The 14,440-nt window shown below is 65.3% G+C and carries 16 protein-coding genes; 4 read left to right on the top strand and 12 right to left on the bottom strand.

The window, feature by feature from the left end; translation table 11 throughout:
- Window positions 1–3 precede the first annotated feature (3 nt).
- The 3 genes from K1X15_RS01160 to K1X15_RS01150 all read left to right on the top strand — a co-directional run bounded on the left by K1X15_RS01160 (window position 4) and on the right by K1X15_RS01150 (window position 1,916).
- Window positions 4–315, top strand: coding sequence for a hypothetical protein (locus tag K1X15_RS01160; RefSeq protein ID WP_220305699.1), 312 nt, complete (start codon window positions 4–6; stop codon window positions 313–315).
- Window positions 316–394: 79 nt separating this feature from the next.
- Window positions 395–1,162: a DeoR/GlpR family DNA-binding transcription regulator gene (locus K1X15_RS01155; protein WP_220305698.1), complete on the top strand. Its 768-nt coding sequence runs from the start codon at window positions 395–397 to the stop codon at window positions 1,160–1,162.
- A gap of 16 nt (window positions 1,163–1,178) precedes the next feature.
- Window positions 1,179–1,916: a fumarylacetoacetate hydrolase family protein gene (locus K1X15_RS01150; protein WP_220305697.1), complete on the top strand. Its 738-nt coding sequence runs from the start codon at window positions 1,179–1,181 to the stop codon at window positions 1,914–1,916.
- Between the two features lie 53 nt (window positions 1,917–1,969).
- Here K1X15_RS01150 and K1X15_RS01145 read toward each other — a convergent pair whose 3' ends face one another.
- From K1X15_RS01145 to K1X15_RS01125, 5 genes are all read right to left on the bottom strand, one after another.
- A complete protein-coding gene (locus K1X15_RS01145; RefSeq protein WP_220305696.1) occupies window positions 1,970–3,244 on the bottom strand; it encodes an L-fuconate dehydratase in 1,275 nt (424 codons plus the stop codon).
- 164 nt (window positions 3,245–3,408) lie between these two features.
- A complete protein-coding gene (locus tag K1X15_RS01140; protein WP_220305695.1) occupies window positions 3,409–4,140 on the bottom strand; it encodes an SDR family oxidoreductase in 732 nt (243 codons plus the stop codon).
- A gap of 62 nt (window positions 4,141–4,202) precedes the next feature.
- Entirely contained in the window at window positions 4,203–5,147 is a 945-nt protein-coding gene (locus K1X15_RS01135; RefSeq protein ID WP_220305694.1) for an ABC transporter substrate-binding protein, read from the bottom strand.
- A gap of 85 nt (window positions 5,148–5,232) precedes the next feature.
- Window positions 5,233–6,228 (bottom strand): ABC transporter permease, encoded by a 996-nt coding sequence (locus K1X15_RS01130; RefSeq protein ID WP_220305693.1) that lies wholly within the window; start codon window positions 6,226–6,228, stop codon window positions 5,233–5,235.
- A gap of 159 nt (window positions 6,229–6,387) precedes the next feature.
- Window positions 6,388–7,956, bottom strand: coding sequence for a sugar ABC transporter ATP-binding protein (locus K1X15_RS01125; protein WP_240549616.1), 1,569 nt, complete (start codon window positions 7,954–7,956; stop codon window positions 6,388–6,390).
- Between the two features lie 148 nt (window positions 7,957–8,104).
- On the opposite strand from K1X15_RS01125, the gene K1X15_RS01120 reads away from it, so the two are divergent.
- Window positions 8,105–8,797 carry a FadR/GntR family transcriptional regulator gene (locus K1X15_RS01120; RefSeq protein ID WP_220305692.1) on the top strand — a complete coding sequence of 231 codons (693 nt, stop codon included), beginning with the start codon at window positions 8,105–8,107 and terminating at the stop codon, window positions 8,795–8,797.
- Here the strand turns inward: K1X15_RS01120 and K1X15_RS01115 are convergent, their stop codons facing one another.
- From K1X15_RS01115 to pcaD, 7 genes are all read right to left on the bottom strand, one after another.
- Window positions 8,798–9,511 carry a copper homeostasis protein CutC gene (locus tag K1X15_RS01115; protein ID WP_220305691.1) on the bottom strand — a complete coding sequence of 238 codons (714 nt, stop codon included), beginning with the start codon at window positions 9,509–9,511 and terminating at the stop codon, window positions 8,798–8,800.
- Complete coding sequence (locus tag K1X15_RS01110) at window positions 9,508–10,422, bottom strand: ROK family protein (RefSeq protein ID WP_220305690.1); 915 nt, start codon at window positions 10,420–10,422, stop codon at window positions 9,508–9,510. The genes K1X15_RS01115 and K1X15_RS01110 overlap by 4 nt, the downstream gene beginning before the upstream one ends.
- Before the next feature lie 120 nt (window positions 10,423–10,542).
- Entirely contained in the window at window positions 10,543–11,580 is a 1,038-nt protein-coding gene (locus K1X15_RS01105) for a 3-carboxy-cis,cis-muconate cycloisomerase (RefSeq protein WP_220305689.1), read from the bottom strand.
- Between the two features lie 225 nt (window positions 11,581–11,805).
- The gene (gene pcaG, locus K1X15_RS01100; protein ID WP_220305688.1) at window positions 11,806–12,417 is read right to left on the bottom strand and encodes a protocatechuate 3,4-dioxygenase subunit alpha; all 612 of its coding nucleotides are present in this window, start codon (window positions 12,415–12,417) and stop codon (window positions 11,806–11,808) included.
- Complete coding sequence (gene pcaH, locus K1X15_RS01095) at window positions 12,417–13,163, bottom strand: protocatechuate 3,4-dioxygenase subunit beta (protein ID WP_220305687.1); 747 nt, start codon at window positions 13,161–13,163, stop codon at window positions 12,417–12,419. The genes pcaG and pcaH overlap by 1 nt, the downstream gene beginning before the upstream one ends.
- The gene (pcaC, locus tag K1X15_RS01090; RefSeq protein ID WP_220305686.1) at window positions 13,160–13,549 is read right to left on the bottom strand and encodes a 4-carboxymuconolactone decarboxylase; all 390 of its coding nucleotides are present in this window, start codon (window positions 13,547–13,549) and stop codon (window positions 13,160–13,162) included. Before pcaC ends, pcaH begins: the two co-directional genes overlap by 4 nt.
- Window positions 13,542–14,333, bottom strand: coding sequence for a 3-oxoadipate enol-lactonase (pcaD, locus tag K1X15_RS01085; protein ID WP_220305685.1), 792 nt, complete (start codon window positions 14,331–14,333; stop codon window positions 13,542–13,544). Before pcaD ends, pcaC begins: the two co-directional genes overlap by 8 nt.
- Between the last annotated feature and the right edge of the window lie 107 nt (window positions 14,334–14,440).

Raw genomic sequence — 14,440 nt, 5'->3', positions numbered from 1 at the left:
TGAATGAAGCACACGGATAGCCTGCTGGTCGCGATTGCAGCGGCCTTGGAGAAGCTGGAGCAGAGTGGCGATATTATTCTCGCCACTCAGACGTCCAAAATTGCTGCTCAGTTGCACGATTCCATAAAACACCAGTTGCCGTATTTGCATTTGACGACGGACGAGTGCGGTGCAGCAGGATCCCTGATTTTGCATGCCGTTGAGGACAAGCGCTTCTTTGATTGGGAGATGCCCATCCTTGTGGGCGGATCAGCCGAAAAATTCAGGGTAATCGGCAGCAAGCTCATGGGTCGAAATCCAGATACTGCAATCTGACACGATCGAGGGGCCGAGCAGAAGCCTTCCCCCTTCACTCGCTTTCGTTTAATCACCAAACGAAAGGGAGCGCGCCGAAATGACCCCAACCATGCGACAGGCGAAGATCGTCGAACTGGCGCGCCAGCAGGGCGAGGTCAGCGTCGAGGAGCTGGTCGCCGCTTTCGACGTCACGCCGCAGACCATCCGCAAGGATCTCAATGTTCTCTGCGACCGCGGCGCGCTGAAACGCACCCATGGCGGGGCGATGCACCCTTCAGGCGTGGAAAATGTCGAATATGAAGCGCGCCGCCAGATCGCCCCTGCGGAAAAGCGCGCCATCGGCCGGGCGGCCGCGGCGCTGATCCCCGATCACGCATCGCTTTTCATCAATATCGGCACCACCACCGAGGCCGTCAGCCAGGCGCTCATCGAGCATCGCGGGCTGATGGTCATCACCAACAACATCAATGTCGCCAATCATCTGCGCGTCGTGCCCTCGATCGAGGTCGTCATCGCCGGCGGGGTGGTGCGCCCCAGCGATGGCGGCATTGTGGGCGAGGCGGCGGTGGATTTCATCCGCCAGTTCAAGGTGGATTTTGCCGTGATCGGCGTTTCGGCCATCGACCCGGATGGGGCGCTCCTGGATTTCGATTATCGCGAAGTGAAAGTGGCGCAGGCGATCATCGCCAATGCGCGCCACGTCATCGTGGTGGCAGACGCGACCAAGTTTACCCGCACGGCGCCGGTGCGGATCGGTCATCTCGGCCAGGCCCACAGTTTCATTACGGACATCTGCCGAGCGGATTCCATCCGCCAAATCTGTGCAGATGCCAATATTGCTTTGATCGAAACAGGCTTGGCCTGATTTTCCGGGACATTTCATGACCACTCCACTTGCCGAACTCGCCGCACGCCTGATTGCGGCCCATGATGGTGGGCCGCTCGTGGACGGCAGCGCCGAAACGCTGGCGCCGGCCGATCTCGACGGCGTCTATGCCCTGCAGGATGAAATCATCGCCCAGATCGGCGAAGTCGGCGGCTGGAAGGTCGCGGCGGGCCTGGGTGATCCGCCGCTCTGCGCGCCCATTCCGGCCAATCGCTTCTTTGCCGGCGCCGACCTGCTCAATGGCCAGCGGCATCGCTTCATCATTGCGGAAATCGAGATAGCCGTGCGGCTGGGCCGCGACCTACCGGCCGGTGCTACACCGGACATGGTCGAGGCCGCCATTGCGGGCCTGCATACGGCCATCGAACTGGTCGGCAATCCCTTCGTCGATCGCGACGCGACGCCGCGCAATCTGCAGTTGGGGGATTTGCAGAGCAATGGGGCGGTGCTGGTCGGCAAGGCACTGGATCGGACGATTACCGCCGGCCTCGACACGCTGCCCGTTGCCCTCGAACTGGACGGCAAGCCCGTTCATGCGGCGGAAAAAGGCGCCAGCTGGGCCGACATCCTGGGGGCCATCGCCTGGCTGTCGGGCCATGCCGCCGAGCGCGGCCTGCCGCTCCAGTCCGGCCAGGTGATCATCACCGGCGCGCGGGCCCTTGCTCCACTCAACGGCGCCGGCCTGATCGAGGGCATTGTGGGCGAGTGGGGGCGGGTGACCGGCGGGATCTAGGGGACGCCAGTCAATCACCCCTCGGCCATCCTTAGGGTGGATGAGGGGCGCGGCTAACCCCTGAATTCATTCTCCGCGATGGAGGCCGGCTTCATCTCAATGGAAAAGCCCGGGCTCTCGGGCGGCATATAGGCCGCGCCCTCAATCACGCAGGGATCGAGGAAATGCTCGTGCAGGTGATCGACATATTCGATCACGCGTCCCTCCCTGGTGCCCGACACGGCCAGATAGTCGATCATGGACAGGTGCTGCACATATTCGCAGAGGCCTACCCCCCCGGCATGGGGCCAGACAGGCTTGCCATATTTGGCCGCCATCAGCAGTACCGAAAGGACTTCGTTGAGGCCACCGATGCGGCAGGCATCGATCTGCACCACGTCGATGGCGTCGCGGGTAATGAACTGCTTGAAGAGGATGCGGTTCTGGCACATCTCGCCGGTGGCCACCTTGACCGGGGCCACGGCCTCGCGAATCTTGCGGTGCCCCTCCACGTCGTCGGGACTGGTGGGTTCCTCGATGAAGAACGGGTTGAAGCGCTTGAGCGCATTGACCCAGTCGATCGCCTGATCGACTTCCCAGACCTGGTTGGCATCGATCATCAGGTAGCGGTCCGGGCCCATGATGGCGCGGACGATTTCGAGGCGGCGGATATCGTCGTTGAGATCGCGGCCGACCTTCATCTTGATATGGGTGAACCCGCTCTCGACCGCCTCGGTGGCGAGGCGGGTGAGTTTTTCGTTGGAATAGCCCAGCCAGCCGGCCGAGGTGGTGTAGCAGGGATAGCCTTCCGCCCGGAGCCGGGCGATGCGCTCGGCCTTGCCCGGTTCGGCGGCCTTGAAAATGGCCAGCGCTTCCTCGGGCGTGATCGCGTCGGTCAGATAGCGGAAGTCGATGATGGAAACGAGCTGTTCGGGGCTCATTTCAGCGACATAGAGCCAGACCGGCTTGTTGGCCCGCTTGGCAAGGAGATCCCAGACCGCATTGACCACGGCGCCGGTGGCGAGGTGCATGGCGCCCTTGTCCGGTCCGATCCAGCGCAGCTGGCTGTCGCCGGTCACATGCCGCCAGAAGCGGCCCGGATCGGCTTCGATCCAGTCGAGGTCGAGGCCGGTAACGCGATCGGTCAGCGCCTTGATGGCCGCAACCACCACCTCATTGCCGCGGCCAATGGTAAAGGTGAGGCCATGACCTTCCAGGTCGCCATCGGTGCCGAGGATGACATAGGCGGCCGAGTAGTCGGGATCGGGATTCATCGCGTCCGAGCCGTCAAGCGACTGGGACGTCGGGAACCGCAGGTCGTGGGTGGTGAGCGAGGTGATCTTGGCCATTTGTCCATGCTCCGGGGCCGGAGGTCGTGTCGATTTTCGGCTCAGGCTGAGCCGAGAATGTCGGTTCTCGAGAACCGGAGCGCAGCGTACGTTTATGTACGTGAGCACCGGAAGCGGAGAGAACTGGCGTTTGCAGGCCAGCCTCAGCCGAAAGGCGACGCCACCTAAGCCGTCCAGCCGCCATCGATGATATGCACCTGCCCGGTCGTATAGGTGGCGCCGGCGAGGTAAACTGCGAGGTCCGCCACCTCGTCGGGCCGGGCAATGCGGCCGATGGGCTGGCGGGCGATGAAGGCCTTGCGCGCCGCTTCGACGTCACCCGTTGCGGCCCAGCGCTGGTGCAGGCTGGGACTATCCACCGTGCCGGGGCAGATGGCGTTCACGCGGATATTGGACGTGGTGTAGTCGGCGGCGATGGATTTGGTGAGGCCCACCACGGCGGCCTTGGAGATGGTGTAGGCGGCACGATTGGGTACGCCTTTGATCGAGGAGGCCACCGTCGCCATGTTGATGATGGCACCGTCCTTGCGCTCGAGCATCTGCGGCAGCACCGCCCTGATGGTCCTGATCTGCGCCTTGACGTTGAGATCGAGCGCAAAGTCGAGGTCGGTGTCGCTCATCTCGAGCAGCGTGCCCGAATGCACCACGCCGGCGCAGTTGAACAGCACGTCGATATGGCCGATCTCGGCTACGGCCGCCTTGACCGCCACGTCGGACAAGACGTCGAGCACGCGGGTGGTCACATTGGACGTTCCATCCAGTTCGGCCAGCAGCGGCGCATTGATATCGGTGGCAATCACCCTGGCCCCGGCCCGGGCGAAGGCCTCGACCGAGGCCCGGCCGATACCCTGCGCGGCGGCGGTGATGAGAACGATCTTTCCGGTGAGGTCGGTCATGGTCAGTCCTGAACGGGGGTGGGCCGGGCGGCCGTTGGGAGAACCGCCCGGCCCGGAGGAAATCAATCGTAGAGAACGGCGGCGATCTTGGGATCGTCCATATTGGTGTTGTCGTAGTAATAGAAGCCGGTGTCGATGATCTTGGGCAGTTCTTCACCCTTGAGCGCGCTGACGGCGGCCTTGACGGTCTCATAGCCGATGCCGACCGGGTTCTGGGTGATGGCGCCGGCGATGACGCCGCTTTGGATGAAGGCCTTCTGGGCGGCCCCGGAATCGTAGCCGATGACGACGATATCGCTGCCCAGCTCCTGCTTGCCATTGGCTACGCCGAGAACCGAACCTTCATTGGCGCCGAAAATGCCCTTGAGGTCGGGATTGGCCAGCAGGATCGACTTGGTGATTTCGGTCGACTGCAACTGGTCACCACCACCATACTGCACCGAGACGATCTCGATATTGGGATAGGCTTCCTTGACGCGGTTGGAGAAGCCCTCGACGCGATCGATGCCGGTGCGGCTGGTCTGGTCATGGGCGACGATCGCCACCTTGCCCTCGCCGCCAATCAGTTCGGCCATCTTGTCGGCGGCCAGCGCGGCGGCCGCCACGTTGTCGGTGGTGGCAGTGGTCAGCGGGATGTCGCTGTCGACGCCGCTATCGAAGGCGATCACCGGGATACCGGCATCCTGGGCCTGCTGCAGCAGCGGGGTGGCGGCCTGACTGTCGAGCGCGGCAAAGCCGATAGCATCGGGCTGGCGCGACAGGGCGGCGGCCAGCATGTCCATCTGCCGGTCGACCTGGCTTTCGGTTTCCGGACCTTCGAAGGTCACGGTCACGCCCAGATCGGCGGCGGCCTGGTCGGCACCGGCCTTCACGGCCTGCCAGAACTGGTGCTGGAAGCCCTTCGAGATCAGGGCGATGTCATAATTGTCCTGGGCCATTGCGGGGCCGCTGGCGGCCAGCATGGCCGCGGCGCCGAGGGCACCGAGCAGGGTACGGCGGTTGAGCATTTTCAGTCCTCCCAAATGCTGCGTGTCGATGTGGGGCATTGCACTTGCCTCTTGTTGGCGCGGATGCGCTGTGGATGGCCGGCGCCTAAAGTTTGCGGCGCCGCAGTATGTCGGCATAGACGGCCAGGATGATGATGGTGCCGGTCACCACCGTCTGCCATTCCTGGGCCACCGAAAGAATGCGCAGGCCATTGGCCAGCACGGAGATGATGAGCGCCCCGATCAGCGTGCCGAGCACGGTGCCACGACCGCCCGAGAGCGAGGTGCCGCCAATGACCACGGCCGCGATGGCCTCCAGTTCATAGCCCTGACCCAGGGCGGGCTGTGCGGAGTTGAGGCGGCTGGCGATGAGCAGGCCGGCAATGCCACAGATCGAGCCGGCGGTGGCGTAGACCGCGATTTTCCAGCGATCGACATTGACACCCGAAAGCCGCACCGCCTCCTCATTGGAGCCCAGGGCGAAGGTGTAGCGCCCGAGCGCGGTCTTGCCGAGAATGAAGGCGGCGAGCAGCGCCACGGCGAACAGGATCAGTACGCCATTGGGGATGGGCAGGCCCGGCACCATGGTGCCGATCACCGAGCCCAGGGAAATCTGGCTGAAGCCGGGCGTGTCGTTGAAATAGATCGGCCGCGTGCCGGAGATGACCAGCGAAAGGCCCTTGAGGATCAGCATCATGCCCAGGGTGGCGATGAAGGGCGGCACCTTGAGCTTGGCGATGACCGTGCCCGAGATCAGCCCGCTCGTGGTGCCGGCCAGGATGGCCCCGAGAATGCCCAGTGGCAGCGGCAGGCCCCAATAGGTCAGCACCACCCCGGCGATCACCGCGCAGAAGGTCATCAGCGTGCCGACGCTGAGGTCGATGCCACCGGTGATGATGACGAGCGTGGCGGCAATGGCGAGCACGCCATTGACGGAGGTGGCCTGCAGGATAGCCAGGATGTTCTGGGTCTGCATGAAATTTGGCGAGGCCAGCGAGAACACCACGACCAGCGCCAGGAGGCCCGAAAAAGCCAGCAGGCGATGGAAGGCACCGGTAATGCGAATGCCGGATTTCCCGGCGGGGGCTGCGGTGTCGGTCATGGGTTTTCTCCGGTCGTGGGAGCAGTGACCCCCCACCCTTGGTCCCTCCCCACAAGGGGGAGGGAGACGATGAACATTGGCGCCGGAACCTGCGCCTCCCTCCCCTTGATGGGGAGGGAATGAAGGTGGGGTGACGCCGCGCTGGCGAACCGGCAACGCCTATCCCGCATGGCGCACCTCCACATCCGGCGCCATGGCGGCTTCGCGCATGGTGGCCAGGTGCATGATCTCCTCCTGGCTAGATCCGCCGGGCAGGATGCCGGTCAGGCGCCCCTCGCACATCACCGCAATGCGATGGGAGAGGCGCAGGATTTCGGGCAGTTCGGACGAGATGACGATAATCGCCTTGCCCTGGGCGGCGAGATTGTTGAGCAGCTTGTAAATCTCGGACTTGGCGCCGACATCGATGCCGCGGGTCGGCTCGTCGAAGATCAGGATGTCGCAATCGCGCAGCAGCCATTTGGCGATGACCACCTTCTGCTGGTTGCCGCCAGACAGAAGTCGCGCCTCCTGGGTGTCGCTGGGCGTCTTGATGGCGAGCTGGCGGATATGCTCCTTCGCGGCCTTTTCCATGCCCGCTTCGTCGAGCACGCCGATGGGCCCGGTGAACCGGTCGAGGCTGGCCAGGGCGATGTTGTTGCGCACGTCGAGGCCGGTCGCGAGGCCGAAGAGCTTGCGGTCTTCGGAGAGGTAGCCGATGCCCTTGGCGACCGCATCGCGCGGCGTGGAGATGCCGACGCGCTGGCCATGGACCCAGATTTCGCCGCTTTCGCGCCGGTCGGCCCCGAAAATGGCGCGGGCAACTTCAGTGCGCCCGGCGCCCATCAGCCCGGCAAAGCCGAGAATTTCCCCCTGGCGCACCGCAAAGCTGACATCGCGGATTTCGCGGCCGCGATTGAGGTGCTTGACCTCAAGCGCCACCGGGGCATTGGCGGTGTTGGGAATGGTCAGCGCCTGATTGGAAAGGGTACGCCCCACCATCATCGAGATAATGGTTTCGATGGGCGTTTCGGCGGCGGGCACGGTGCCGACATATTCCCCGTCGCGCATCACCGTCACCCGGTCGGAGATGCGTTTGATCTCGTCCATCTTGTGGCTGATATAGACCACGCCGACGCCTTCGGCCTTGAGCCGGTTGATGATGGCAAAGAGCTCGGCGATCTCGGCATCGTTGAGCGCGGCGGTCGGCTCATCCATGATCAGCACGCGCGAGCGGTAGGAGAGCGCCTTGGCAATCTCCACCATCTGCTGCTTGGCAATGGTCAGGCTCTCGACCGGCACGGTGGGCTCGAGCCGCAAATTCATCGAGGCGAAAATGGCAGCCGCGTCGCGATTGAGCTGGGCCTCGTCGAGCAGGCCGAACCGGCGCGGCTCGCGCCCGATGAAGATATTCTGCGCCGCCGTCAGGTCGCGCATCAGCGCCAGTTCCTGGTGGATGATGGAAATGCCGGCGTCCTGGGCCTGGCGCGGCGAGGTGATCTCCACCGGCCGCCCATCGAGCTTCACTTCGCCGGCGTCGCGGGCATAGACGCCTGAAAGCACCTTCATCAGCGTCGACTTGCCGGCGCCGTTCTCCCCCATCAAGGCATGCACTTCGCCCGGCAGCAGTTCGAACCGCGCCTGGGACAGGGCCCGCACGCCTGGAAAATTCTTGTCGATGCCGGTCATCTCGACCAGCGGGATCACGGGCGAAGCGGACGGCGCCGCGCCGGACATCACTCCTGCCATGTTTCCCTCCTCCCAAAGCGACGGTTCGATCTTGGCGTCGAACCTGCGCGCTGGGTGGCAGCTAATGGCAAGTCAGTCAGGCTGTCAAGTGGTCAGACCAGTGGACAGAAGCGCAACGCGCGGGTAAGAGAGGACAAGGGGAGCCCCAATGAAGCTGCAAGCCGTATCCAACCGCAAACTCTATATCCAGATCGCCGACCAGATCAGGGACCAGATCCTGCAGGGCGCGGTCGAACCGGGGCGGCAACTGCCCTCGGAACGCGACCTGGCGACCGATCTGGGGGTATCGCGCCCGACCGTGCGCGAGGCGCTGATTGCACTCGAAGTCGCCGGACTGGTGGAAGTGCGCGTGGGCGTCGGCGCCTTCGTGAAGCGGCGGGAGGACGGCCGTCTGACCCTGCCCGAGCTCAGCTCCTCGCCCCTGGAAGTCACCGCAGTACGCCGGCTGCTCGAACCGGAAGCCGCGGCGCTGGCCAGCCAGAACATCTCGCCAGAGAGTACGGCCCGGCTCGCCGAGACCCTGCGCAAGATGCGGGCCGAAACGGCAGCCGGGCAATGGTCCTTTGATACCGATCGCATCCTGCACATGACGCTGGCCGATGCCTGCGGCAATGCGGTGCTGCGCGAATTGCTGGACGGATTGTGGAAAGCGCGCGGCGACGAGGTCGATACCCGTTTCCACCAGCATCTGCTCGAGGTCGGCGAGGTACGCGCCGATATCCTGGCCGATCATGAGGCGATTGTCGCCGCCGTGGTCAGCGGCAATGCCGAAGCCGCCCGCACCGCCATGGCGCGACACCTGCAATTCGTATCCGACGCCATGCTCCAGGCCTGGGAGTGATCAGGCCAGCGCCGCCTTCAACGCCGCCACGGCGTCGCGGCTGGTCGCCCTCCGGTCGGGGCTGACAAAGCCCAGCCGCACCGCTGCTTCGCTGTCCGGCCGGGCGGGACGCCCACAGGCCCCATGTACCGCCGCCAGTGGCACGCGATCGAGAATGCCGCGCACCGATCCGGCATTGACCCCGGACCCGGCCATCACCGTCAACCGCCCATCGGCAATCTCGTGGGCCCGGACAATGTCGGCAATCCCCTCGGGGGCAGTGCGCGCCCGGCCGGCGGTGAGGATGGTGTCGAAGCCAATGGCCACCGCCTGCTCGACCGCCTCGGCAAGATCGGGGACCAGATCAAAGGCACGATGGAGGGTCTTGCCCATCTCGCCGGCGGCATCGACGAGCCGTTCGAGCGTCTCGACGTCGAGCCGCCCGTCGGGCAGGCTGGCGCCCAGAACCACGCCCGCAAGCCCCGCTTGGCGCGCCGCCGCGATATCGCCCAGCATGGCCTTGACATCGCCCTGATCGAAGACGAAGTCGCCTGCCCGCGGGCGGATCATGGCGCGCACCGGCACGGGCGCATTGGTTGCCAGCGCCATCAACCCCGGCATGGGCGTCAGGCCACCCAGTTCCAGCACCGAACAGAGTTCGACGCGGTCGGCGCCGCCGGCAATGGCGGCCCGGAACCCGGCGGCATCGTCGACGCAGATTTCGAGCAGGGTCATGCCGCGCCCTCCGACCAGGCCAGGCTCGCCGCGCCGATCAATCCGGCATCGACGGTCAGCCTGGCTGGGACCACCAGCGGACGCGCGATCCGGCGCAGGATGCGCCCGCGCACCGCCTCGTCGAGCCGGGCGATCAGGGCGTGGGCATTGCCCATGCCGCCCCCCACAGGGACGATATCTGGACCGATGATGTTCACGGCCAGCGCCAGGGGCAGCGCCACCAGCTCGACATAGGCGTCCACGGTCTGGCTTGCGCCGGTCTCGCCCCGCTCCCAGGCAGCGACGATCTCCGTGCTGGGCAGGTCGACCCCATGCAAGTGCCGGTGCAGCCGCTCGATGCCGCGCGCGCCGCCCACCGTGTCCACACAGCCCGACAGGCCACAGCCGCAGGCGAAATGCGGCACGGCGAAGGGCGGCACGCTGAGCGCGGTGGCAACGATGGTGCCGTGCCCCCATTCCCCCGAAAGGCCGCCACCGCCCCGGAACAGGCGACCATCGGCAACAATGCCACCGCCCACCCCCGTGCCTAATATGGCGCCGAAGACCACGCGATGCCCCTGCCCGGCCCCGGCAAAGGCCTCGGCCAGGGCAAAGCAGTCCGCGTCGTTGGCCACCAGCACCGGACGGCCCAGGATGGCGCCCAGCTCCGCCGCGAGCGGGCGGCCATCGATACAGGCAATATTGGCGACCGTGGTCACCCCGCTCTCCGGGTCGACCACGCCGGTGACCGATATCGAGACGGGGCTGCCCGCCGGCGCACCGCCCCGGGCAACCAGGTCTGCGATGACTCTGGCGAAGGCATCGAAATCGTCGCGCGGCGTCGGCACCCGTCCAATGGGCGTAACCGCATTGGGGCCGGTGGCGGTGGCGGCCTTGATGGTGGTGCCGCCGATATCGAAACAGGTGATCATTATGCTGGCCCTTCCGGCCGGCATTTAACGCATGAAGCAGAGTGCTGGGAACCGCTATTGCGCGCCCTTCTCCCGCAAAAATGGATCGCGGATTGCTCCAGGGGCGAGGCGCCGCATGCCCTAGCGCGCAGCGGTGATCTCGATCTGGTCGAGCAATCTGATCCCCAGGCGCAGGCTGGCTCCGGCGCTCACCAGTAGGGGCGGCAGGGTCAGCCATTCGAGCGTCCAGGCGGCGCCGGAGCGCTCGTTCTCATGCACCAGCGCCTGGTTGAGCGTCCCCGAGAGCCCGGCACAATGACGCGCCAGTGCCACCAACACCTCGGCATTGACCGGGTTGGACTTGTGCGCCATGGCCGAGGAGCCGCCACCCCCGGCGAGCCGGACGGCGCCGACCTCGTTCTGCGCCAGGAGCGTCACATCCATCCCCACCTTGCCCAGCGATCCGGCGATCAGCGCGAGCAGATTGCCCAGGGCCACGATGGGATCGCGCTGGGCCTGCCAGGGCGTGGCCAGGCCAAGGTCGAGGCGTTTCGCCATGGCTGCGGCAATGGCGTCGCCATGGCCTTCGAAACTGCCGCGATCCCCCACCGGGCCGCCGAGCTGGATGACCAGCAGGCTCCGCCGCATGGCGATGAGGTCGCGCAGATGTCGCTGCAACGGTTCGGCCCAGCTCGCGAGCTTGGCGCCCCAGGTGGTGGGCAGCGCCACCTGCATGCGGGTGTGGGCCATGAGTTCGATCGGGCCGCATTCGGCCCTGAGGGCACCGAGGCGGTCGATCGCCGTCGACAGCCGCGTCTCGTAGAGATCGAAGACCCGCGCCAGTTGCAGCATCAGCGCGGTATCGATGACGTCCTGGCTGGTGGCGCCCTTGTGGAGCGCCTGGCGATGCGGCTCGGCGACCCGGCTTCTCAGCTGTTTCACCAGCGCCGGCACGACCACGCCGTCCTGCGCCATGCCGGCCTCGAGCCCGGCCCAGTCCGGCGCGAAGCCATCGATGGCCGCGCCGATAGCGCCGGCGGCGGCAACGCTGATCCAGCCAGCTTCAGCGCTGGCCTCGGCCAAGGCGCGCTCAAAGGCCAGCATGGCATCGAGCTGCGCCTGGTCGGACAGCAGCGCTTCGCTTTCGGGATCACCAGCAATGGCGGAGAGGAGGGTCATGCACTATTCCTAGCGAGCTGCGGCGTGCGTCGCCATCCCCACCGCACGCCAATCCCGAACTCTTGGCTCCCCCTTCTGCCCTTGTGGGAGAAGGTGCCCGAAGGGCGGATGAGGGGTGGAGAAACGCGCGTGCCCTCCAGATTGGTTGAGTTCGTTCCCCTCATCCGTCTTGCGCTACGCGCAATCCACCTTCTCCCACAGGGGGAGAAGGGAAGACGGTATCCCTCACATATCGAAGAACACGGTTTCCTTCTCGCCCTGCAGATGGACGTCGAGCGTATAGGTCGATCCCTCGCGCTGGGCGATCAGGGTGTCGCGGCGACGCTTGTCCATGATCTTGTTGAGCACGAAATCGGTCGCATTGGCCTCGGCCTCATCGGCGAAATAGAGCCGGGTCTGCAGCCCTATATTGATGCCGCGGGCGACGATCCAGAGCGCGATATGGGGCGCCATGAGCTTGCCATCGGGTCCGGGCACGCGGCCGGGCTTGATGGTCTCGAAGGTGGCAGCACCCGCTTCGCTCAGCGGCTGACGGCCCCAGCCGGTAAAGGCCGGCGCGGCATTGGAGCCGGGCGTGGTGGGGCCGACGAAATTGCCCTTGGCATCGGCCTGCCAGATTTCCACGACACCATCGAACAGCGGGACACCGGCGCCATCGAACACGCGGACGGCGACATTGATGCGCTCACCCTCGACATCGCCATGGATCATGGTCTTGCCCAAATCGGCGTCGATCGCCCCGGTGATGCCGCAGAAATTGGGCGTCATGCCAATATGGACATAGGGGCCGGCGGTCTGGGACGGGGTTTCCTTGAGCGTCGGGACAGGATGCAACATCAGTTCCCCTCCAGCTTGTTTTCGAACATGGTCGAGCGACGCCCGCGCAGCACGATATCGAAGCGATAGCACAGCGCGTCCATGGGCGTGGTGTTGAGCCGGTCGAGCCGGGCGATGAGCTGGTCGATGGCCGCCTTGTCCGGAATGGTCGAGACGATCGGGCACTGCCAGATCATCGGGTCGCCCTCGAAATACATCTGGGTGATCAGGCGCTGCGCGAAGGCATGGCCGAAGACCGAGAAATGGATATGGGCCGGGCGCCAGTCATTGCCGGTATTGGGCCAGGGATAGGCGCCGGGCTTGATGGTGCGGAAGTGATAAAAGCCGTTCGCGTCGGTGATCGAGCGGCCAAAGCCGCCGAAATTGGGGTCCAGCGCGGCGAGATAGCCTTCCTTCTTGTGGCGGTAGCGGCCGCCGGCATTGGCCTGCCAGTATTCGACCAGCGTATTGGGTACGGGGCGCGCATTTTCGTCCAGCACCTGGCCATAGACCACCATGCGCTGGCCGATGGCGTCGGTGCCATCCTGGCTGAAATTGCGGATGAGGTCATTGTCGAGGGGCCCGAGCTTTTCGTGGCCGAAGGTGGGCCCGGTCATTTCCGACTTGGTGGGCCCGAGCGAGAGGAGGCTGTGCCTGGGCGCGCGGAAGGTGGTCGACTTGTAGCCCGGCGTGTCGGCGGGCGGATGCCAGTCACGGTCGCGCTGGAACAGCATGCCGTCGGCCCCTGGTAGAATGATGCCGCTCATTGGGCTGCCTCCTGACGTTTGGCCAATTCGTGCTTTGCGATCCTGAAGGCGCTGTTGGCGGCCGGCACGCCGGCATAGACCGCCACGTGCAACAACAGCTCCTTGATATCCGCTTCGGTGGCGCCGGTATTGACCGTGGCGCGCACATGCATGGCGAATTCCTCTTCGTGGCCGAGCCCGGCCAGAAGGGCCAGGGTGATCATCGAGCGTTCACGCCGGGTGAGGCCCGGACGCGACCACACCGAACCCCAGGCGCCCTCGGTGATGAAGGACTGGAAGTCGGCATCGAAATCGGTCGTGCGCCGGGTGGCGCCGTCCACATGGCTGTCCCCCAGCACCGAGCGGCGCGTTGCCATGCCGCGATCGAACAGTGACGTGTCAGCCATGGCCGACCTCCTTGAGAAAATCGCCGATCCGGCCGGCCAGCAGGTCCGGCTGCTCGATAGACGGGATGTGGCCGGTTGCGGCCAATATGTCGAGCCGGGCACCGGGAATGGCCAGGCAATTGCGCACCAAATCGACCGGCGCGGCCAAATCCGCATCGCCCGCCACCACCAGGGTGGGCGCCGCAATGGCCGCGATTGCATCGGTCAGGTCGGTGTCGCGCAGGGTGGCGCAAGTGTTGGCATAGCCGTGCGGATCGGTGCGCAGGAAGAGGTTGCGCCAGCCGGCCAGTTCGACCGGACGGTCGGCGCGAAAACCGGGGCTGAACCAGCGCTCCATGATGGCATCGGCCAGGGGCGCCAGTCCCCGGGTCCGCGCTGTGTCGATGCGGGCTTCCCACATGGCGGCATCGCCCATGCGCGGCGCCGTGCAGCACAGCACCAGGCCCGCCACCCGTTCCGGCGCGCGCAGGGCAAACCCCTGGGCGATGATGCCGCCAACCGAAACGCCAACCAGCACGGCCCGGTCCAGTTCGGCCGCGTCGAGCAGGCCCTCGAGATCATCGAGATGATCGTCCAGACTGTACTCGCCCGCTGGCGCATCGCTGATCCCGTGTCCGCGCTTGTCATAGGAGAGGCATCGGTAGCGGCCCGCGAGTTGCTCGATCACGGTATCCCAGATGCGCGCATCGGTCCCCAGCGAATTGACGAAGACCAGTGCCGGAGCGCCCTTGGGTCCGTGCAGCCGGTAGTGCAGCAATGTGCCGTTGATGCGGGCAAAATTCATGGTGTCCTCTCCGGCCGATTTAAGGGGCTGGCGCGGGGGCTGTAAAATGATATGTCTCGGACATTCCATAATCCATGGGTTATAAGCCTGCGGCATGAACCGCTGAT

Source organism: Devosia salina (genome assembly GCF_019504385.1).
Lineage (GTDB): Bacteria > Pseudomonadota > Alphaproteobacteria > Rhizobiales > Devosiaceae > Devosia > Devosia salina.
The sequence above is the reverse complement of the archived record's forward strand: the minus strand, read 5'-3'. Positions and strand labels throughout refer to the sequence as shown.